The 22,117-nt window shown below is 64.8% G+C and carries 15 protein-coding genes and 1 pseudogene; 5 read left to right on the top strand and 11 right to left on the bottom strand.

Annotated features, from left to right (window positions below):
* The first annotated feature begins 70 nt into the window (after positions 1–70).
* Positions 71–541 (top strand): DoxX family protein, encoded by a 471-nt coding sequence (locus MKL11_RS20845; RefSeq protein ID WP_243947098.1) that lies wholly within the window; start codon positions 71–73, stop codon positions 539–541.
* Positions 542–743: 202 nt separating this feature from the next.
* Here MKL11_RS20845 and zwf read toward each other — a convergent pair whose 3' ends face one another.
* From zwf to MKL11_RS20800, 9 genes are all read right to left on the bottom strand, one after another.
* A complete protein-coding gene (gene zwf / locus MKL11_RS20840; RefSeq protein ID WP_243947096.1) occupies positions 744–2,291 on the bottom strand; it encodes a glucose-6-phosphate dehydrogenase in 1,548 nt (515 codons plus the stop codon).
* A 52-nt stretch (positions 2,292–2,343) separates the two neighbouring features.
* Positions 2,344–4,224, bottom strand: coding sequence for a glycoside hydrolase family 15 protein (locus MKL11_RS20835; RefSeq protein WP_243946952.1), 1,881 nt, complete (start codon positions 4,222–4,224; stop codon positions 2,344–2,346).
* 297 nt (positions 4,225–4,521) lie between these two features.
* Positions 4,522–4,995 (bottom strand): cytochrome o ubiquinol oxidase subunit IV, encoded by a 474-nt coding sequence (gene cyoD, locus MKL11_RS20830; protein ID WP_409565886.1) that lies wholly within the window; start codon positions 4,993–4,995, stop codon positions 4,522–4,524.
* Positions 4,996–5,090: 95 nt separating this feature from the next.
* Positions 5,091–5,783, bottom strand: a complete 693-nt coding sequence (locus tag MKL11_RS20825; protein WP_243946951.1) for a cytochrome (ubi)quinol oxidase subunit III — start codon at positions 5,781–5,783, stop codon at positions 5,091–5,093.
* Positions 5,780–7,783, bottom strand: a complete 2,004-nt coding sequence (locus tag MKL11_RS20820) for a cbb3-type cytochrome c oxidase subunit I (RefSeq protein ID WP_243946950.1) — start codon at positions 7,781–7,783, stop codon at positions 5,780–5,782. Before MKL11_RS20820 ends, MKL11_RS20825 begins: the two co-directional genes overlap by 4 nt.
* 2 nt (positions 7,784–7,785) lie before the next feature.
* Positions 7,786–8,658: a ubiquinol oxidase subunit II gene (gene cyoA, locus MKL11_RS20815; protein ID WP_243946949.1), complete on the bottom strand. Its 873-nt coding sequence runs from the start codon at positions 8,656–8,658 to the stop codon at positions 7,786–7,788.
* Between the two features lie 113 nt (positions 8,659–8,771).
* Positions 8,772–9,818: an HlyD family secretion protein gene (locus MKL11_RS20810; protein ID WP_243946947.1), complete on the bottom strand. Its 1,047-nt coding sequence runs from the start codon at positions 9,816–9,818 to the stop codon at positions 8,772–8,774.
* A 159-nt stretch (positions 9,819–9,977) separates the two neighbouring features.
* Positions 9,978–10,181, bottom strand: coding sequence for a DUF1656 domain-containing protein (locus MKL11_RS20805; RefSeq protein ID WP_243946945.1), 204 nt, complete (start codon positions 10,179–10,181; stop codon positions 9,978–9,980).
* On the bottom strand, positions 10,178–12,100 hold the full coding sequence (locus MKL11_RS20800; protein WP_243946943.1) for an FUSC family protein: 1,923 nt from the start codon (positions 12,098–12,100) through the stop codon (positions 10,178–10,180). Before MKL11_RS20800 ends, MKL11_RS20805 begins: the two co-directional genes overlap by 4 nt.
* 176 nt (positions 12,101–12,276) lie before the next feature.
* On the opposite strand from MKL11_RS20800, the gene MKL11_RS20795 reads away from it, so the two are divergent.
* The 4 genes from MKL11_RS20795 to MKL11_RS20780 all read left to right on the top strand — a co-directional run bounded on the left by MKL11_RS20795 (position 12,277) and on the right by MKL11_RS20780 (position 17,658).
* Entirely contained in the window at positions 12,277–13,197 is a 921-nt protein-coding gene (locus MKL11_RS20795) for a LysR family transcriptional regulator (RefSeq protein WP_243946941.1), read from the top strand.
* Positions 13,198–13,857: 660 nt separating this feature from the next.
* Positions 13,858–14,256 carry a hypothetical protein gene (locus MKL11_RS20790; RefSeq protein ID WP_409565885.1) on the top strand — a complete coding sequence of 133 codons (399 nt, stop codon included), beginning with the start codon at positions 13,858–13,860 and terminating at the stop codon, positions 14,254–14,256.
* 558 nt (positions 14,257–14,814) lie between these two features.
* A complete protein-coding gene (locus MKL11_RS20785) occupies positions 14,815–15,531 on the top strand; it encodes a histidine phosphatase family protein (RefSeq protein WP_243946939.1) in 717 nt (238 codons plus the stop codon).
* A 1,326-nt stretch (positions 15,532–16,857) separates the two neighbouring features.
* Positions 16,858–17,658, top strand: a complete 801-nt coding sequence (locus MKL11_RS20780) for a class I SAM-dependent methyltransferase (protein ID WP_243946938.1) — start codon at positions 16,858–16,860, stop codon at positions 17,656–17,658.
* A 563-nt stretch (positions 17,659–18,221) separates the two neighbouring features.
* Here MKL11_RS20780 and MKL11_RS20775 read toward each other — a convergent pair.
* Positions 18,222–19,694: pseudogene (locus tag MKL11_RS20775) on the bottom strand (NAD-dependent succinate-semialdehyde dehydrogenase).
* 138 nt (positions 19,695–19,832) lie between these two features.
* Positions 19,833–21,491 (bottom strand): acetolactate synthase large subunit, encoded by a 1,659-nt coding sequence (locus MKL11_RS20770; RefSeq protein ID WP_243946937.1) that lies wholly within the window; start codon positions 21,489–21,491, stop codon positions 19,833–19,835.
* Positions 21,492–22,117: the final 626 nt, after the last annotated feature.

Here is a 22,117-nt window from a genome sequence, read left to right as displayed (position 1 = left end):
TATGACGGCACGTTACATTTTCGCGAGGCGTCGCCGGCCGACGCCCGCGGTGCGGAGCCCATTGATTGCGATGATGATACTGAGCCTATTCGTCGCCTTCGGCGTACGCTGCCTTCTCGTGATCCTGTTTTTGCCGTTCTCCGCAGCCGACAAGATCTTAAATTTCTCTGGGGCCGTCAGGCAGGCGAGCGAGATCGCCCCGTCCCGCGGGTTAGCACGCGGATTGATCATCGCCGGTCTCTTCGTCGAGATCGTGATGTCGCTCGGCATCGTGACGGGGATCGCCGACCGCCTGGCGGCCTTCGTACTGGCCGGATACTGCATGACCACGGCGCTCCTCTGGAAACAGTTTTGGAAGCCAGGCGATTTCTGGGCCGGCGGCAAGGGTCGCGAGCTGTTCTGGGATTTCCTGAAGAACTTCTCGCTCGGCGCCGGCTTCCTGCTCGTCACCTTCGGTACGAGTTCCACGACGGCGCTCGACATCCTTACCGATCCGACCGTTTCGTCCCACCCGTACAGCCTAGAGTCGACCGCGCGGTAACTTGCGCCATAGGCGCGCACCGCTCCCCCGGTGGCATCCAAGCCCACCAGCGCGATGCGTCGGTCCGCCAGACGCCGACACGAGGGTCGCGTACATGGCGACCCACCGGCTCGCCGGTCAGGGACGCACGCGGTGCGAACGGTCGTGGGTGCCGGGCCGGATGCGTCCCGGCAGGCGGTCGGCCTTGTCCGCCAGATCCTGGTCAAGACGCGGCATCACAAACGCCAAGGGGGAGCCAGAGCCGTCCATCCCGGGCGAGAAGCCGGTCGGCGGCGTCTGGGCCGTCGGTACCGGATGCGTACGGTTGGGTAGCGGTTGAAACTTCGCCCGCTCCGTCATCCCAGGCTTTCTGTACCGCCTCGACCGCAGCCCACGCGGACTCGATCGCATCCGCCCGTTGGAACAGTGTAGCATCGCCGATCATGCAGTCGTACAGCAAGGTCTCGTAGCCCACGTTCGGACGCTCCGGGAAGCAGTCCGCGTAGCGGAAGCTCGTCTCCGCCTTTCCAAGCCGCATCGCAGGTCCGGGCACCTTGGCGTTGAACTGGGTCTGCGTACCCTGGACCGGGTCGATCTGCAGCCTCATGATGTTGGGTGCGATGCTGCCGGTCTCGGTCCCCTTGAACAGCAAGTATGGCGCCGGCTTGAAGGCGACGACGATCTCGGTCCGGCGGCCGGCCAGATGCTTCCCGGTGCGCAGGTAGAACGGCACGCCGGCCCAGCGCCAGTTCTCGATCTCCAACCTCAACGCGACGTATGTCTCGGTCGAGGAATCCTTCGCGACCTCGGGCTCGTCGCGATAGTCCCGTTTCGCCACGCCGTCGACCTTGCCGGCGGTGTACTGGCCCCGCACCGCGTCCTGCGCGGGGATCGGGCGGATCGCGGCCATGAGCTTCGCCTTCTCGTCCCGGACCGCCTCCGCGTCGAACGAGTTCGGGGGCTCCATCGCCACCATCGCGAGCAGGGTGAAGAGGTGGTTCGGCACCATGTCGCGCAATGCGCCCGTCGCCTCGTAGAAGGCTCCGCGACCCTCGACCCCTACCGTTTCCGCGGCGGTGATCTCGACGTGGTCGACGTATTCGCGCCGCCACAGTGGCTCGAAGAGGCCGTTTGCGAAGCGGATCGCCATGAGGCTCTGAACCGTCTCCTTCCCCAGGAAGTGGTCGATCCGATAGAATTGAGATTCGTCGGCCGCCTTCAGAATGCGTGCGTTGAGGGCCTGCGCGGAAGGCAGGTCGGCACCGAAGGGCTTCTCGATCACCACGCGACGGAAGGAGCCCTCGGGTTGCCGTAGGAGTTGGGCCGCCCCGAGACCGTCGACGATCGGACCGAAGAAGCGGGCCGGCACCGCGAGGTAGAAGATCACGTTGCCCGTCAATCGCCCGACGAGGCTTTGAAATGTCTCCGGCTTGAGAAAATCCCCTTTGGCATAATGTAGCCGATCGCGGATGAAGCCCCACGTCGAGGGATCGATCCTATCGACGTGAAATTCCGCGTTGGGATCCTTCGTGAAGGACTGCATCGTCTCGGTGAGTGCCTCACGCCACCCCTCGTCGTCGAGATCGATATGGTCGATCCCGAGGATCGAGAACCCGTCGTCGAGCAGCCCGTCGTCCTTCAGGTTGTACAGCGAGGGCATCAGCAGCCGCTTGGTCAAATCGCCGCCGGCGCCGAAGATGACGAGTGTACACGGCGGGGCCGGCTCCGTACCGGCCGGGGCCGGATCCTGGGGAAGGATGTCTGTCGGCATGCGAAGGCTCCTACGAGTGGGGACGATCGAGTGCGTATGACCCTTACGGCATTCACAGGGCCCGCCGCCCGGCGACCGCCGTTGGATCGCCGATTGATGCGCCTTCAGTCGGGACTTGCCCCGGCGGCGTCTTGCGACCGTGACGCGCCGCCGGCCCCTCGCTGCGGGCATGGTTCAGCAGGGTGTTCACGAGGGCGACGTGCGTGAACGCCTGCGGGTAATTGCCCACCAAGCGCTTGCGCTTCACGTCGTATTCCTCGCTGACAAGCCCAAGGTCGTTGAAGACGCCGATCAGCCGATCGATGACCGTTTCCGCCTCGGCGTGCCGCCCGAGGCCGATGAGGTTGTCGACGTACCAGAACGTGCAGGGCAGGAACGCACCCTCGTTACCCGACAGTCCGTCCGTAGCCTGTCCCTCGGTCTCGTAGCGGAGGATGAAGCCGTCCCGCATCAGGCCCTTGCCGACGGCATCGACCGTACCGACCACCCTGGGATCGTCCTGCGGCAGAAAGCCGGTATGGGCGATGAGCAGCAGGCTCGCGTCCAGCGCCTCGGAGCCGAAGGATTGGACGAAGCTACCAAGCTCGGCGTCGAACCCCTTCTCACAGACCTCCGCGTGGATCTCATCGCGGGTTTGACGCCAGCGCACCGCCTGCTCTGCGGTCGTGGCGAGCCCGGTCAGCTCATGCATGCGCAGGGCCCGGTCGAAGGCTACCCAGGCCATCACCTTCGAATGGGTGAAATGGCGCCGGCCACCACGCACCTCCCAGATGCCGTCGTCGGGCTCCCTCCAAGCCGTCTCCAGATGGTGGAGGATCGCGAGCCCGACCTTCAGGCCGTCCTCGCTGATCGGCAAGCCGCGGACATGTGCTTGGTAAAGTGCGTCGAATAGCTCGCCGTAGACGTCGAGCTGGAACTGCCCGGCGGCGGCGTTGCCGATCCGCACGGGCTTCGAGTCCTCGTAGCCTGGCAGCCAATCGAGCTCGACCTCGGGAAGCTGGCGTTCGCCGGCGATGCCGTAGAGGATCTGCGCCTGCTCGGGGTTTCCGGCGATCGATCGAAGCAGCCAGGCGAGCCAGTCGCGCGCCTCGTCGATGTAGCCCCCGTCCATCAGCGCGATCAACGTCAACGTCGAATCGCGGATCCAGCAGAAGCGGTAGTCCCAGTTGCGCTCGCCGCCGAGCCCTTCGGGCAGGGAGGCGGTCGGCGCCGCGACAATACCGCCGGTAGGCTGGTAGATCAGCGCTTTGAGCGTCAGCAGCGAGCGCTGGAGCATACGGTCCGCCGCCGTACCGGTCGCACAACGCTGCGACCAGCCTCGCCAGACCTGATCCGTCGCGTCGAGCGACGCACGCGGCTCGACCGGGGCCGGATCGGGAAGATACGAGGCGCAGTAGCTGAGGACGAAGCGGCGGCTCTCGCCGGCGTGGACCGCGAAATCGGCCACCGTCGTCAGCGATTGCGAGCCGTGCACCGGGACATCCGTGCGCAGCACGACCTTATGTGGACCGACGACGGCGCGCAGGTCCCCGAGCTCCGAACGCGTCACCCATGGAACGGCCGAGCCGTAGTCGAAACGGACCGACAGCTCCATCTGCATGTCGACCTGTCCGTGTACGCCCTCGACGAGCCGAACGAGGTGCGAGCCTTCTCCCACCGGCATGAAATCAGTGACGAGAACCTCGCCGCAAGAAGTCTTGTGCCGGGTCTCAAGGACGAGGCTGCCCTCGCGATAAGTCCAGGTCGTTTCCACCTCTCCCGCCGCCGGGCAGATCTTCCAGAAGCCGTGCTCCCGCGTCCCGAGAAGCCGCGCGAACAGCGCGGCGGCGTCGAAGCGCGGCCAACACAACCAGTCGACGCTGCCGTCGCGGCTGATCAGCGCGGCCGAACGGCAGTCGCCGACCAGTGCGTAATCCTCGATGCGCGTGCTCATCCCTCAAGCCTCCCCAGGATGGAATTCGAAGCCACGTGTCGACCCCGACACCGGTATGCCTTCCGAGCGAACGGCCCCGAGCGATCCAGCCTTCCCGGGATGGGAGGCGCGATCCGGGAGATCGAGCGCCACTGGACGACGGGCTGGTTCGGCCCGCGGTTCGTCGGGCAGAGGCGTGCCTCGACCGAGGGACGGATACCCCCCGGAGGCGCCGGCGGGGCCGTGCCCGTCCCGGATCGAGTTTCCCGGGCCACGGAGGGTTGGTCGTCGGGCCCGTGCGATCGAGTGACCGGACAACTAGGGATGTCCGCCATGCATATGGGGACCGTGGGCCGCGCCCATCGGCATCATATTCGCGTTCATGTGCATCATGATCCACAGCGTCCCGCCGATCAGGAGGACTACGACGAGCACGCCGAAGGCGAGCGCCATGGCGTTATTGACGTTGTCCGGCGCAGTCGTGAGGTGAAGGAAGAAAACCAGGTGGACCCCGATCTGCGCGAGTGCGAACACGATCAGCGCCACCGGCACCCCGGGGCCGTAGATCACGCCCGTGGACGAGATCCAGAACGATCCGGCCGTCAGCATCGCGGCCAGGGCCAAGCCGATGAGGTAAGTGCGAACGCTCGACCAAACGTCCGCTCCCTCCATCCTCGGCTCGCCCGGTGCCGAGTCGCCGCCATGACGCCGCCGCTGTGTTGCCAAGCCCCCGTTCGACCCCTCAGGGCGCAGGGCGGACGTCACGCGATCGTCCGGCGTGGTCGGGCTCATTGCGTGGCGGCCTTTCCGGGCGAGTCGTTCGAGGATCGCGAGGGCCGCCGCGGCGACCAGGGTACGCCATCGATGGGGCGCTGCCGAAGCCGGTCTCACGCGCTCAGCCCCATGAGGTAGACGACGGTGAAGACGCCGACCCAGACGATGTCGAGCGCGTGCCAGAACAGGCTCCAGCAGGTCGTGCGTCGCACGATGTCGGCCCGGAACCCCTTGGCAGCGACCTGCGCCATCATGGTCAGCAGCCAGAGCAGGCCGATCGTCACGTGCACGCCGTGACATCCGACCAGCGTGAAGAAGGCCGACAGGAAGGCCGAACGGCCCGGGCCAGCCCCCTGGGACACGAGCCCGGCGAACTCCCGCGCCTCTAGCGATAGGAAGGAAGCTCCGAGCACGGCCGTGGCGAGCATCGCGAACTGGAACCAAAAGCGGCTGCGCATCCGCAGGGCCACCATGGCTAGGCCGCAGGCGACGCTCGATAGCAGCAGGCAGGTCGTCTCCAGCGCCGCGCTGCCCCGGTCGAACAGTTCCGCCCCGGTCGGACCGCCCGCCGTGGCGTCCTTCAGCACGCCGTAGGCCGCGAACAACGTCGAGAAGGTGATGATGTCGGCGAGGATAAAAATCCAGAAGCCGAAGCCGACCACGATCGATTTCGGCGAGGGCCCTCCCGCGCCGTGACCGGTCGATTCGTCCTCACTGCCCGAGCCCCGCCCGAGGCGATAGGGGTCGTGGGCCTGCGATGGCGTCCCCGGACCCGGCGGGGCGAAGGCGACGGTGCTCGCGCTCAAGATGCGTACTCCATCTCGCGAAGGGCCTCGTTCCGGGCCCGACGGTTGGCGGCGTCGATCTCGGCGACCCGTGCGGCGGGGATCTCGTCCTCGGTCCGGTCACGCCAGGCGAACACCACGAACGTCGCATAGGCCCCGACCAACCCAGTGATGGCCATCCACCAGATGTGCCAGATCATCGCGAAGCCGATCAGGGTGGCGAAGAAGGCGCAGACGAAGCCGGTGGGGCTGTTGTGCGGAACCTCGATCGCCTCGTAGTGCGGGGCCGCGGGCAGCGTGTGCTGGCCACGGGCTCGCTCCTTGACGGACCAGTAGGGCTCCTCGCCATGTACGTCGGGTAGGACCGCAAAGTTGAAGGTGGGCGGTGGGGAAGCGGTCGACCATTCGAGCGAGCGCCCGTCCCAGGGGTCCCCGGTCATGTCGCGCAACGCGTCTCGATGTCGGATCGAGACCACGAGCTGAACGACCTGGCAAGCGATCCCGGCCAGGATGGTGATCGCGCCGAGGAGCGCTACGAGGAGCCATGGGCGCCATTCGGCCACGTCGTAGTGCTGCAGCCGGCGCGTCATGCCGTCGAGGCCGGTGACGTAGAGCGGACCGAAGGCCAGCCAGAACCCGATCTGCCAGCACCAGAACGCGGCCTTGCCCCACCCTTCGTGCAGACGGAAGCCGAAGGCCTTTGGGAACCAGTAGGTGTAGCCGGCGAACGCGCCGAACAGCACGCCGCCGATGATGACGTTGTGGAAGTGTGCCACCAGGAAAGTCGAGTTGTGCATGACGAAGTCGACGGGCGGGATGGCGAGCAATACCCCGGTCATGCCGCCGATCACGAAGGTGAGCATGAAGCCGATCGACCACAGCATGGCCGCGCTCATCCGCACGCTGCCGCCGTACATCGTGAAGAGCCAGTTGAAGATCTTCACCCCGGTCGGGACGGCGATGACCATCGACATGATGCCGAAGACGCCGTTGACGTCGGCCCCGGCGCCCATGGTGAAGAAATGGTGGAGCCAGACCATGAAGGCGAGCATGCAGATCGCCATCGTCGCCAGCACCATCGAACGGTAGCCGAACAACGGCTTGCCCGAGAAGGTGGACACCACCTCGGAGAAGATGCCGAAGGCCGGCAGGATCAGGATATAGACCTCCGGGTGTCCCCAGGCCCAGATCAGCGACATGAACAGCATCGAATTGCCGCCGGCCGTGTCCGTGAAGAACTGGAAGCCGAGATACCTGTCGAGGATCAACATGGCCGAGACGGCGGTGAGGATCGGGAAGGCGGCGACGATGAGCAGGTTGGTGGCGAGCGCCGTCCAGCAGAACATCGGCATGCGCAGGTAGCTCATGCCGGGCGCGCGCATCTTCAGGATCGTGGTGACGAAGTTGACGCCCGTCATCAGGGTGCCGACGCCGGAGATCGACAGGGCCCAGAGCCAGTAGTCGACCCCGACGCCGGGCGAGTAGGTGATCTCGGAGAGCGGCGGATAGGGGAGCCAGCCCGTGCGTTGGAACTCGCCGATGACCAGCGACATGTTGACGAGCAGCGCCCCCGTGCAGGTGAGCCAGAACGACACGGAGTTCAGGGTCGGGAACGCAACGTCACGCACGCCGAGCTGGAGCGGCAGCACGAAGTTCATCAATCCGATCATGAACGGCATGGCCACGAAGAAGATCATGATCGTGCCGTGGGCCGAGAAGATCTGGTTGTAGTGCTCGGGGGGGAGGTAGCCCGGCGCGTCGAAGGCGAGTGCTTGCTGCGATCGCATCATCATCGCGTCGGTGAAGCCCCGCAGCAGCATCACGAGCGCGAAGATCACGTACATGATGCCGATGCGCTTATGGTCGACGCTGGTGATCCACTCCCGCCACACGTACGGCAGGTGTCCCGCCAGCACGATCCAACCGAGGATGCAAAGGAGTACGACGCCGACGAGGGCACCGGCCGCGAGCGGGATCGGCTGGTCGAGCGGAATCGCCGCCAGGGAGAGCTTGCCGAGCACGATCAGGTTCCCTGCTTCGAGATGGTCGACGTGGGCTTCACGCTCGGATCGGGCTGTCCCGTCGCGGGGCCGGGACCGGGCGGGATCGCTTGGCCGACGATCTTGGCGAACAGATCGTCGTCCGCCAGTCGGAAGGTCCTCGCGGGATTGTCGAGGGTCTGATGGGAGAGTGTCTCGTAGGCCGCGGTGTCGATCGCCTGCTTCGAAGCCTGCGCACCTTTGAGCCACTCGGCGAACGCGGCCTCGGATACGGCTCTGGTCTCGAAATGCATCTCGGCGAAGCCGTCGCCACTCAGGTGTGCGGACAGGCCGAGGAAGCTGCCCTCCCGGTCGGCCCGGAGGTTCAGTTGCGTGGCCATGCCGTTCATCGCGTAGATCATCGAGCCGAGCTGGGGGACGAAGAACGCGTTCCAGACGCTCGCCGAGGTCAGCCGGAAGTGTACCGGCGTCCCTACCGGGAGGACGAGTTGGTTGAGGCTGGCGACCTTCTGCTCGGGGTATAAGAACAGCCACTTCCAATCGAGGGAGACGACCTGGATTTCGAGCGTCTTCTTCTCGCCTGGCAATGGATTGGCCGGATCGAGCTCGTGAGAGCCGATCCAGGCGATGCCGCCCAGGAAAGCGATCGTCATCAGGGGTACGGACCACGTGACGATCTCGATGCGGCCGGAGAAGCTCCAGTCTGGCCGCCGCTCGGCACGCGCGTTACCGGGCCGGAACCACCAGACAAATGCGAGGGTCGCCAGCATGGTGGGCACGACGATGCACAGCATGATCGCGAGTGCGTTCAGGAGGATCGTGCGCTGCGCCATCCCCACCGGTCCCGCCGGGTCGAGGACCCGCAACGAGCATCCCGACAGGATCGCGACGAGCACCGACGAAACCGCGATCCGTCGACCGTATCTCAGGAAGTCACCCACTCGATCCCCCACGTCTCCGTTGATACGCAGCGATGCCTCCCCGGTCTGGTCCCCGGTCCATACTCCGCTCATGGTTTCGTCGGCTTCGCCGTCAAACCGGGCGTCAAGCCGGGATCGATCTGCTCTGGGGTTTGAGCCGGGGATCCCGTCGGCTCGGGAAGGCTGGCGCCGGGACCGGTGCCCCCACGCGTGGCCGGGATGCAGTCGGGGGTGGGCGGCCGAGGTGCGAACACGTCCCGCATGCCGGAGACCACGCCATCGAACGGGTCACGCCGCGTTTTGTCGGACGAATCCTTCCGCAGCGTCACTGTCGCGGTGAGGCCGGATACGAGTGGGACCCCGGGCGGAACCTCGGTGATGCGGATGCGCACCGGTACACGCTGCGCGAGCCTCACCCAGGTATAGACCGCGTTCACGCTCGGCAGTCCCTGCGTGCTCGAGGCCGCGTTCGAGACGGCTATGCCACGGGTGACGGTATCGACTTGGCCTAAGATCGGAGCCGAGAAACCCATCAGCTGGGCCTCGGCCCGATCGCCGATGCAGATGCGGCCGAGCTTCGTTTCCTCGAAGTAGCCGTCGATCCAGTACGAATCTGTATCGATCACCGAGACGTTTGGCGTGCCGGCGGGAGCGTAGTTGCCGACCCGCATCAGCAGGTTAGTCACGAAGCCGTTCACCGGGCTCTTCACCTGGGTGCGCTGCAGATTGACCTCGGCCTGATCCTGGTCCTGCTGGGCCCGCTGGAAGGTCGCCTCGGCCATGTCGGCCGCCCCCACCGCTTGCTGCTGCGACTGTGCCGTCGTGGCGACGTCGCCGAGTTTCAGCAATCGCTGCGCCTGCTCGCGTTTGACTTGATAATCGGCGGCGGCCTGCCTCAAGCTGGCCTTCGCGCTGGCCAGCTTCACCCGATAATCGAACGGGTCGATGACGTAGAGCACCTCACCTTTCTTTACGTACTGATTGTCGACGACCCAGATCTCTGTGATCTGGCCCGAGACCTGCGGCGCCACGTTGGCGACCTGGACGCGGACGCTGCCGTCGCGGGTCCAAGGCGAGGTGACGTAGTAGTTCCAGATCAGGAGCGCACCCAGCGTTGCGGCGCCCAGGATCAACATGGTCGCCGCGCTCCTAAGCGCCCATCGGGTCTTGCCCACGCGCTTCGGATGCGCGTTCTCCGCCCATTGGAGCGGCGCACCGGGCGTGGATGAAGGCCTCGGCTCGGCTGGAGGCGCGGTCCGATCGTTCGGCGCTGAGGTTCGGTCGGTCGTCATGGCTCAGAGCAGCACGATCAGGAAGGCGAGGATCACGACATAGAGAGAAAGCAGCGCGAGGGGCGGCGCGCTGAACAGTCTCTCGAACCCGATCCAGGCGAGGACGGGACGCAGCATCAGGAAAAGCACGAGCGCGGCGGCCGCATACGTCACGAACGGTGAGATCAGCACGCCACCCACGACGAGTTCCGTAAAGGTCTGGCTCATCGCGTCCCCCCCGAGACGTGGGCGTCGGCGGGCGCGTCGATGAGGTCTGCGGCCCAGGCCATGTCGGCGGCCAGCGTCAGCCGGGCCGGCTCGCTCGCATCTGCCAACGTGCCCGCGAGTTGCCGCATGCGTCGCGCGTCGGCATCCCCCAGTGCGGCCCGTACCGCGTCGGCGAAACCGTTCATCCGAGACTCCGCCCCACTGTCCTCGCGCTCCATGCGTTCCAGCGCACGTCGGATACGGCGCGCCGCCCGGGCCAAGTCGCCCATCCGCAACGCCAGGCGAAGGTCCGTTTCCCGAACCGAGGCATCATCGGTCTTGAGCGAGGCGAGCGTCGCGATACGGCTGGCGTCCAGGAGCTGGTCCTCGTCCGCCGACCTCGGCCGCGTCGCGCCGCCCAGGGCCGCATCCATATCGCGGCGTATCGCGGCCAGCACCCATCGCCGCCTCTGCGCATCGCACGTCGGTAGGAGGACGCGGACGAGCACGAAGGAGAACAGCGCTACGAGGATGAGGAGGATGGAGAGCAGGAGGTAGCTTTGCGCATCGTAGCTCTGGGGATTGCTCGGCTGCATCACGACGATCGTGTAGACGGCGGTCAGCAGGCCGGCGCCGGTCAGCGCCGGGTTGGGGCTCGACGTCACCAGCAGGGCCCCGAGGAGCGCAGGGGCGGTGCCGAGCATTAGCAACGGGAAGGCGTCGACGCCGCCGAGCAGGACGAACTGCGTGACCCCGCCGAGCACGACGGCGGCCGGCAGGCCGATGAGGGCGCCCTTGGTCATCGCGCCCGGATCGGGGGCGTTCGAGGACAGGCAGACGATGACGCCCACCATCGCCCAGGCGAAGGCGGTCATCGACCATCCGGTCAGGGTAAAGAGGTAGCCCGTCAGCGTGCTCGCCAGGAAGGCGCGCAACGCGTTGCGCAGGGCATTCTCCCGGGAGCGATAGATCGGCATCCGCGGCGCGTGTGCGACCGGCCGGCCAACGCGCGCCGCCGCGAAGGCTGAGGCGGCCGCCTCCCGCCGGGCCTCGACCTCGCCGGCGAGCCGCCGCCGGATCAGTCCATCGAGCGCAGACCCGTCCGATCGGTTAGTCCAGGCCCCGGCAAGGGCGAAGGCCCGCGCCGCGCGGATCTCGCCGACGAGGGCAGCGAGGACGGCGCGCACGGCCCCGGCCTGGGCCGAACCCGACACCGCCTCGGTCGGCAAGGCGTTGAGGAAGAGGTGCTGATTGGATGCGGCACCCATGAGCCTCACGGTTTGCGCGTCGGTGCCCCCGTCCGGCCCGGCGCGCAGCAGGTTTTCCGTGAAGGTTCGGGCCGTCGCGAGGCCGCCCTCGATGCGCGCGAGCATCGCCGGTCCAAGATCGGGACCGGCGAGGACGTCGATGACGAGGACGATGCTGGCGATGCCGATGGCGATCGCCGCGCAGCGATTGATGACCTCGGAGAACAGGCTGGACGGGTCGTCGATGTGGATCACCGCGACGATCGACACGGTGTAGCCGCAGACCACCGCGCCATAGGCACGGTTCCCGTCGAGGAAGCCGGCGGCGAACACGCAGACGGCCAGCCAGGCAGAATAGGCGAGCACGTAGAGATCGCGCGTCTGCGCGAACAGCCCGACGATCACGATCGACATCACGCCGCCGACGACCGTTCCGAGGAAGCAGCAGATCGACTTCTCGACGACCTGTCCGCGCGTCTGCAAGGCGAGCATGGCGGCGATGACGCCGGCACTCTCGGCGCCGTCGAGCTGGATCCAGAACGCCACGCCCAGGGCGAGGTGGATGGCGAGCCAGACCCGCACCGCAAACAGCCAGCGGCTCACGGGCAGGCCGATGAAGCGCCCTTCCATGAACTGCGGGACCGCCAGCCAGCTCAATACGCCGCGCATCCGTGCCTCGACGTTCGCGATCATCGGGAGGCGCCCCCCCAATAGGCGGTCATTGAAAAGTAATCCTGGGGATTTTGCCAGCAGTTGATTGGAACGTAGCCCATCCTTACGCCATCTACCCTTGCCCGACGTTGGAGCGGTCGCAGACGACTGGCTTCGGCAGTCGGCCCGATCCCATGGGAAGCGTGAGGACAGTCTCGGTGAACGACCCCTTCGACGGCATCCTCAGCCGGGACCAGATCCGAACTTTGGTCGGCGTGGTCGAGCAGGGCAGCTTCCAGCGCGCCGCGGCGGTGCTCGGCGTGCAGCAGCCGGCCGTCACGCAGCAAGTGCGGCGGCTGGAGGAGCGGCTCGGGCGCCAACTGTTTGACCGGACGGCGGCCGGCGTGACGCTGACGCCCGATGGCGAGGCCGTGCTGATTTACGCCCGTGCGATGGCCGGTCTTGGGGCCGAGATGATGCGTCACTTCGGCGAGCCGGCGCAGGACACGGTGATCCGGATCGGGATCGGTGAGGAGATTGGCCGGACCGCCCTGCCCAACGTCCTCGCCGTGTTCGCGCGCCTCCATTCCAACTTCCGATTCGAAGCGGTGTGCGCGCTTCCGAGCCGGGACTTGTGCAAGGCCCTCGACGATGGCCAGCTCGACGCCGTCGTCGCCCGCCGCGACCCGGCCCGGCCATCCGGGCACGTCATATCCACCGAGCCCACGATCTGGGTCGGTCGGCCCGATATGAAGCTACCGGTGGCCGACCCCGTGCCCCTCATCCTGCCGACGGCTGGCGTCCTGCGCGACACGGTGCTGGCGACCCTGGCCGGAGCGTCGAGGACATGGCGCATCGTGTTCGCAGGTGCTTCCCTGGCCATCCTCGAGGCCGCGATCCGGGCGGGCCTCGGCGTCTCGGCCTGCACGCCACGGACCGAGCTCACGGAGGCCGTGCCCCTGGGTGGCGATGCGGGATTGCCGCAGCTTCCGGACTCGGTCTTCATCCTGGAGGAGGCACAGACCCGCCGATCTGACACCGTCGTGGCGTTCGGTGAGGTCTTGCGTACGGCCGCCAGGCTGTCGTTCGCCGGTGGGGGGGCGGTTTCTGAGCCCAACCTCGATACGTCGCGACTGTGATCGTTCCGAAAGGCCCGGCGCGTTGTCGTGATTTTCTCCATCACACGAGGTCAACATCCGCTTCGGTCCGGCCGTGACGCTCCGAGCTGGAGCGCGGATACGTTCCGCTTCGGCGTGGACAGCGACACCCGGGAAAGCGATGGCGTCCCCAGTCGACGAAGCGTCGTTGGTCCCGGCACGGCGTCTGAGATCGGCACCGCGTCACGCGGACATGTGGTAGCTCGCACGAGACCTCTCGTTGGCCGACCTGTCGGGATCGGGGGGCATATTCCGACAGGCCGGCCTTGACCTAAGCGGAGCCTGAGCCCGCTCAGGTTGGGAGACAGGACGAGGTCCTGCAATCGGCGCCGAACCGTGGCTGCTTATTTCTAAGCGCACTCAAGTTCAGTTCGCAAGAGCAAACGACGGCTATATGTTCGTCGCGTGTCGATCTTATACCATCATATAACGATGATGTTATACCCTCATCATAGCCATGTGCCGCTCAAATCACGATCTTATTACCGAGTTCAGGTTCTACCTGGGAACAAAGTCGGGGTGCTGCTATTCTATGATGTTCGAAAGGCGATAGTAGTGCAGAAGATTCGATCCGGCGTCCAACGTCAGCAGTCGCCTTGCTAAGGATCACGCAAACCAGTTTAACGGGAGCCAGTCGCAACGATGCTCAAAGTCGCACTTCTCGTGGTAGCCGCCTTCGGCATGGTCAGTTCTGCCCGTGCGGGCGACGGCTCCTTGGGCGAGCCCAAAATGCTGATCTACGGCAACTATTGCGGCCCCGGGAACAATGCGCCAAAGCCGCCGATCGACGCGCTCGATGCGGCCTGCGCCCGCCATGATTCCTGCACGCCGACGGGAGCGATGCCCACGCCGACTTGCAATGCACGCCTGGAGCAAGAGGCTGCCGCCATCGCGCGCGATCCGCGGCAACCGCCGGACCTGCGCATGATGGCGGACTTCGTCGCCGCGGGCGCGAAATTGCTGCAGGCCACGAACGAGCTCGGCATTTCGCCGGCCGCAATGCCGTCGACACCCATGAGGCGCGTCGCGATCCGTCCGTGACACCACTATGGCGTTTGTGGCGGGAGAGGTGGCCTATGCCGCTCGCGTCAGCTATCACCGCTTAGATCGGCTTGGCGCGCTATCCGCAAAGAGTGCGCGCCTCCGGCGCGGGCGGTCATCTTGGACGGCGGGCGTCGGGCTTGCGCATGCTCACCGGCGGGCCGGCAGCTTTGACCCTTGGCAAGCTTCGAATGCCGATGGCGAACACGGCCTCGACCCTTAGTTCGCATCAGTCGCATAACTCGCCTCGCCGCACGATGCGGCCGTGTTCGACGTCATTCACGCCGTATATGGCATCACCGCGCCCCCACAGGATTCGCCTCCGCCGGGGACGCTCTGAGCGTTCCGCCATAAGGCAAATATCAGAGAAGGCTGCTTGCTAAACTTTGGCCATCGGCAGACCGGGATTGGGGGTGATGCTTTGGCTCACTAGTCGGCACGAGCTGGCAGCGTGGTTTACAATCAAAACTGAGAATTCATGGCCTGTGCCGGTTCATGATGGACATACATGTGGCGTTATCGGAATGGATGGTATGTCGGTGGCCCGACGGAGGTGGCATGCAGCATCGACGATGGCCTTCAAGAGTCTGGACCGTCCGGCATGGCGAGAGTTCGGCCAACATCGCGCTTCGGGACGCGATCGCATCGGGCCTCGACCAGGTGCGCGTGATCGGAAGAGATGCCGATGTCCCACTCAGCGCGGTGGGCGAGGAGCAGGCCCGTGCAGCAGGACGTTGGTTTCGGACGCTGTCGCTAACGTCGCGTCCCGAACGCGTATTGTGTTCGCCTTTCCGCCGGACGCGACGCACGGCGGAACTGATCGTTGCAGAGGCGAACCTCGACGTCCACATCCAATCCGATGAAAGACTACGAGAGAAGGACCTCGGAAGTTTGGAAAAACTCACCCGGCAGGGTCTTCAGCATCGTGATCCGATGCAGTCGGATCTCCACCGAGAACTCGGCAAATTCTACTATCGCCCTCCCGGCGGCGAGAGCTGGTGCGACGTTATTGGGCGCCTGCGCAACCTGCTCTACCAGTTCGTCCTGCACGAGGACGATCGCCCTGTTTTGTTCGTGTGCCACCAAGCGGTGATTACGTGCATGCGACTCATCTTCGAGCATCTCGACGAGGAGAGGGTGCTTCAGATTGATCGGGAAGACGCCGCCAGCAATTGTGCGATCTCCGAGTACGCCGTCGCCGACGATGGCGGGCGGCCACGAATGCGCCTTGTGCATTGGAACCTCGATCCGACCAGCGATGTCGGCAAAGCATAGCGTAACGCTCGCGGCACGCTTCACTCAGGTATTGGGTCCACTGAGTACACGTCGGCTGACCTCCCTTTAGGCTTCTGGGACGCCGCGCTGCCATATATCGCCTGTCACCCTGTGTGTAGATGGCAGTGATGAAGATCGAGATTTGAACCGCCTTTTGCTTACCTAACGCCGAAGGATCTGATCTACGCGTCCTGCCAGTCGGGAAAAAGACGAATGGCCGGAGGAAAATCGATGATAAATCGCGAGTTATTATTAAAATAAAATGTGCATGTAAATTTCTTAGTAATGAAGCTCGCTTTTTATATCTACATTTAGAGACAACGTCAGATTTGTTTTGATTGAAAATAATTTCTGGAGGCACAGGTTCTTGAGCCTGCAATAATTCAAAGCGATTCGATCCATGCTCCGCCTCGCGGTTCTATTTGTTTACATAACCGACGTGGGGGCACCCGCCCTCGCGTCTCCGTGGTTTCGCCTCGCACGCCTGCCGTGCTTATCAACGGCAACTCATGCCGCCCCGGCAACAACGCTCCCTCGTCGGTGATTAATGCTTCCGACCGCACCTACGCCTGCCATGACGCCCACACGCAGGATAGAGGTCTGCCGGCGCGGGCTTGTAATACGCAACTGGAGCGTGATGCACGTGCGATCAAGCTGGATCCGCGTCAGCTCGAAACGCTTCGGTCGATGGCTTGCATCGTCACGTGGGCAGCGAGCATGATGGCCTCCTATCCCGTAGGCATGGTGGCACGCCAACTGGCTGCTCTACCCTCAAGCGGCACGATGCCTTCCGGATATCGTCCTCGCGTCGTACCGTCTGTTTCTCATGACGGGTGAGGCGGCTGGTATTTCTTAAATCAAGCGCGTGACGCGTTGATTTTTAGACGGCACAGCAGCAAAGAGAACGGTGAAGCCCGGGGCAACAGCTCATCAACTCGCGCAGAGACCAGGCCCTTCATTATGGCATTTAAGCTTTCGTGTGATTTCATGGCGTTACACACAAATTCGAGCGGCAAGTCGCTGGCCGCTCGTGCTCTACAGCGATGACGTCCTCACATGTAATGTTGCCCATGCGGAATTTGATGAACATGACGTGCGCAATGAGCTTGGGATCGAGCCAGGGCGGGCCAGTCCGTGCCGTATAGTCAGCGCGTATGCCTGATGTGACGATGAGCAAAAGTTCGGCGCCTTTGGAAACATTTTCTACGTGCGCGGGAGGCGCCGCTCTGATAGCCAGCAATCAGAAGGTAACTATTCCAAGACCAATAATCGCCTAGCAACAGTACGAATGCACTTCTATAGCAGAACTGATACAGGAAGCGAAGCATGGCAGAATATGCGCTCGGCCAATCGGAGGAGGCGCTTAAACGTTTGATCGATCAGGCCGCATTCGTCGGTCCGATCACGGAGCGCATGCTGCGCGCCGCGGGCGTGGGGCCGGGTATGCGAGTGCTCGACATCGGTTGCGGCGCCGGCGACGTGACTTTTCAGACCGCCGAATTGGTCAAAGCGAACGGACACGTCCTTGGGGTGGACATGGCCGGCGAGCCGATCCGAATGGCATGGCAGCGTGCCAAGGCGGCAGGGCTGGCGAATGTCACGTTCAGGGAGGGGACGGAGGCCGACCTCGACGCGGAGGCGCCGTTCGATTGCATCATCGGACGCTATGTACTGATCTACCAACCCAATCCGGTGGATTTCGTCCGCCGTCTCGCGGCGCAGTTGCGACCCGGCGGCACGCTCGCATTACAGGAAGTCGATTTCACCCATCCCATTGCGGCGATCCCGCCTATGGCGAAGCTCGACCGGATGCTCAACGAAATCGTCGCGATCATGGCCCGGACGGCCGCCGATGTGGGGTCTGCGACCCGGATGGCCGGCATCTTCGCCGAAGCGGGCTTGCCGGCGCCCTCGGGGTTCTGTGAGCGGACCATCGGCATGGAGGGCGCGCGAACCTTCTTCCGCTGGGCTGCCTCGAGCTACGCAGTGCTTCAGTCGAGAATCTCTCCCGAGAGCGATCCGGTCGATGTCGATCGACTCGTCGGGGAATTTCTCGCCGACGTGGCCGCCGTACACGGCTGCGCACATGGTCCCGATCAGTGGTGCGCCTGGACCATACGCGCTTAGGCTGAGCAAGACGATCGCTCGTATTGGGCCGCGACAAGGCCACCCACTGGAACTTCGGCGCAGTGCTGATGCGGGAGATGTAAAAGCCGGCCAGTGGAAAGTCTTCTCTTTCGAGAAGGGGCGAGGATGTTCGTCAGTTCGTGTTTATCGACGGCAACTCTCGGCGTGTGGCGACCCGGGTATCGGCCGCCCGCGCCTGTCAGCTACCCAGATCTGGCCTTCCGGCGCCCATGGCCGCAACCATGCAGTAGTCTAACGTCAGGCCCGGCCCAAAATACCGGTCAGGTCAGGCGAGCAAGGAAAGACTCGAAAAAGTGGTCGCGCTCCGAAGAGCGCGGCCAAGTCGGGGAGGAAATGCCCCACCAAGGGGCTCATTGAGGGGTCAGAGTGCGCCGTGTCCGACCGCGGCGCACGGTATTAACCCCAAACTTTCGGATCATCGAGCGGTCAAGAATTGTAAGAAAGACTTCAACCGCTTTAAGCCCTGAAGAGATATAGCATGATACATCAATGTGTGTCTTGCATGCCAGGAGGACGTCGCTGCCTCACAGCCATGACAAACCTCAGGCCCCAAGCCCACCCACGCACAGGTACTTGGTGTCCAGGTAATCCTCGATACCCTGATACGAGCCCTCGCGGCCCAGGCCGGATTCCTTCACGCCGCCGAAGGGCGCCACCTCCGTGGTGATGATCCCCTCGTTGATCCCGACCATGCCGTATTCCAGCGCCTCCGCCACCCGGAAGGTCCGGCCGAGATCGCGGGTATAGAAGTAGCAGGCGAGCCCATACTCGGTGTCGTTGGCCAGGCGGATCGCCTCCGTTTCGTCGCGGAAGCGGAACAGCGGCGCCAGCGGCCCGAACGTCTCCTCGCGGGCGACCGCCATGGCGGGGGTCGCGCCGGTGATCACGGTGGGCTCGAAGAACTGGCCGCCCAGCGGGTGGCGGTGGCCGCCCGCCGCCACCCGGCCGCCCTTCTCGAAGGCATCGCGAATATGCACCTCGGTCTTCTCCACTGCCGCCATGTCAATCAGCGGCCCCTGCGCGACGCCGTCCTCGACGCCGTTGCCGACCTTCAGGCGGTTGGCCACCTCGGCCATCTTCTCCGCGAAGGCGTCGTAGATCCCGTCCTGCACCAGGAAGCGATTGGTGCAGATGCAGGTCTGGCCGGAATTGCGGAACTTGGCGAGCATCGCGCCGGCCACGGCCCGGTCGAGGTCGGCGTCGTCGAACACGATGAACGGGGCGTTGCCGCCGAGCTCCATCGAGACCTTCTTCACCGTGCCTGCTGCCTGCTCCAGCAGCACCTTGCCGACCTCGGTGGAGCCGGTGAACGTGATCTTCTTCACCAGCGGGTTGCCGGTCATCTCGGCGCCGATGGCGCGGGCTGAGCCGGTGAGGATCGACACCACACCGGCCGGGAAGCCGGCGCGCTCGCACAGCACGCCCCAGGCGAGGCCCGAGAGCGGGGTCTGTGCGGCGGGCTTGATCACGATCGGGCAGCCGGCGGCCAGAGCTGGAGCGATCTTGCGGGCGATCATCGAGGACGGAAAGTTCTACGGCGTGATCGCCGCCACCACGCCCACCGGCTCCTTGGTGACGAGGATCTTCCGGTCGCCCCAGGGGGAGGGGACCACGTCGCCGTAGACGCGCCGCGCTTCTGCCTCGATCCACAGCACGTAGGCCGCCGACATGGCGACCTCGCCGCGGGATTCGGTCAGCGACTTGCCCTGCTCGGCGGTGAGGATCTGCGCAAGATCCTCCTGATGCTCGGTCACCAGGGCGGCGAGCTTGCGCAGCACCACGGCGCGCTCGTTGGCGGTCTTGGCGCGCCAGGCCGGGTAGGCCTCGTGAGGGGCCTTGATTGCCCGGCGGGTCTCCTCGGCGCCGGCATTCGGCACCTTGGCGATCAGCACGCCGGTCGCCGGATTGATGACGTCGATGCTGCCGGAATCGGCCTTCGACCATTCGCCGCCGATCAGGCAGGCATCGACCAGAAGGCTCGGATCCATGAGCGAGCGGGTCTCGGTGTTTGGCATCAGCAGCTCCTTGAATCTGAGAGCCTGCAGGCTGCAGCTCTCGTGGACAGGAGAGAATACGGTGCGCTCCATCACGGCTCTCCCGAGAGGCCAATGCGGTTCACACGCACTCCCTACCGCTCGGCATGAGCGCGGCGTCTATGCGGCGGGCCCAAAGGCAGGTCCGGTCACCTTCGCGCGCAGCTCGTCGACCAGCACGCGGGTGTTCTCCGAGTAGTCGATCGGCACCACTACGAGGTGGACGCCTCCTGCCGCGAAGGCCCGGTCCAGCGTCGGCTCGAGGTCGTTGACCGCCTCGACCCGGTGGCCAGTGGCGCCGTACGATTGGGCGTAGAGCACGAAGTCCGGGTTGCCGAAGGTCATGCCGTAATCGGCGAACTTGTCGACCGCCTGCTTCCAGCGGATCATCCCGTAGGCCGAGTCGTCGAGCACCAGCACGACGAGGTTGAGCTTGAGACGGACCGCGGTCTCCATCTCCTGACTGTTCATCATGAAGCCGCCGTCGCCGCACACCGCCATCACGCGGCGGTTCGGATAGAGCATCGCCGCCATCATGGCCGAGGGCAGGCCCGCGCCCATCGTGGCGAGCGCGTTGTCGAGGAGCAGCGTGTTGGCGACGTAGGTGCGGTAGTTCCGGGCGAACCAGATCTTGTACATGCCGTTGTCGAGGCAGACGATTCCGTCCTTCGGGATCACCCGCCGGACATCGCGCACGAGGCGCTGCGGCGTCACCGGGAAGCGGTCCTCACCGGCCCGGTCGCCGACCCGGTTGAGGATGTGCTCGCGCAGGTGCAGTAGCGCGCCGGCGTTCGGCAGCTTGCCGTCGAGCTTGTCGGCCAGCAGCTTCAGCGTCGGCCCGAGATCGCCGACCACCTCGGCATCGGGATAATAGACCTGCTCGACATTGGCCGGCATGTAGCCGATGTGCAGGACCTTCTGGTCGGCCTGGCCCATGAAGAAGGGCGGCTTCTCGATCGTGTCGTGGCCGATGGCGATGATCAGGTCCGCCCGGTCGATCGCCTCGTGGACGTAGTCGCGCTCGGAGAGCGCCGCGGTGCCCATGTAGAGGTTGGTGCCGCTCGCCACCGTCCCCTTGCCCATCTGGGTGGTGAAGAACGGGATCTGCGTGCGCTGCACGAAGCCGCCGAGCTCGCCCGTGGCCCGGGGCCGGCTCGCGGCGGCGCCCAGCATGATCAGCGGGCGCTTGGCCCGCAGGATCATGGCGGCGGCGCGCTCGATCGCGGCCGGATGGGCGACCGGGATGTCGATCGGGTGCGAGGGCACAAGTTCGGCCTCGGCTTCCTCGGCCGCGATATCCTCCGGCAGTTCCAGCAGGACCGGGCCGGGCCGCTCCTCGGTGGCGACCCGGAAGGCGTCGCGCACGATCGTGGGAATCGAGGAGGCCGAGACGATCTGCCGGGCCATCTTGGTGATCGGCTTCATCGACGAGATCACGTCGACGATCTGGAATTTCGCCTGCCGGGCCGACAGGATGCCCTTCTGGCCGGTGATGATGATCATCGGCATCGCGCCGAGATGGGCATAGGCGGCGCCGGTGGAGAAGTTCAGGGCGCCGGGGCCGAGCGTCGAGAGGCAGACGCCGGGCTTGCCGGTGAGCCGGCCGTGGGTGGCGGCCATGAAGCTCGCCGCCTGCTCGTGGCGGGTGAGCACCAGCTCGATCTTCGAGTTGCGCAGGGATTCGACGACGTCGAGATTCTCCTCGCCGGGGATGCCGAAGATGCGATCGACGCCGTCGTTCTCGAGGGCCGCGACGAGGAGATCTGAACCCTTGGGCATAACGCTAATCAACTCCGATGATATGCGCGAGCACGCAGCGAAGACAACTGAACTTCCCGCTCCATTCGGCATAGACCCACGACCAACGACTATGCGCGTAGCTTCAGCCCCGCGACGCAATCAGCAGCTTCATTTTCGCCCGCCGCCAAGACGCAGGATGGTTCCTACGCAACCGCTATCCGCAGCCCAGGGTGAGACCGCACTCGAAAGTCATAGGTAGATCCCGGTGAACTCGGCAATATCGCCACTCAGGAGGTCCATCGACATACCAACCGGCGCCTTTCGATCAAGCTCAACAGTGCACTGATCGCCTCGAAAGCAAGTTCGAAATACAAGCTGCTCATATCTAGAGCACTCGCATACCTCGATAAAACATATACAGGTCACACTTCCAAGATTTCTATTGGGAGGGGGGGGGGGGGGGAATCCCCTTTGGTGCCGTGGGCCGGGGAAAAAACCAAGTGAGGCTTACCCAAGATCGAGCAGTTTTTAAATTTCGCCCCTTACCATATTTGCCGGCCTAATTTCTAAAAATGCCCCCCCGGGTAGCGATATCCACCCACCCACGTTTACAAACAGCCCCACACGTCCCGCTTTTCGCCAATCCTGTGAGGCACTTACATCCC

This window comes from Methylobacterium sp. J-077 (assembly GCF_022829365.1).
GTDB lineage: Bacteria > Pseudomonadota > Alphaproteobacteria > Rhizobiales > Beijerinckiaceae > Methylobacterium.
The sequence above is the reverse complement of the archived record's forward strand: the minus strand, read 5'-3'. Positions and strand labels throughout refer to the sequence as shown.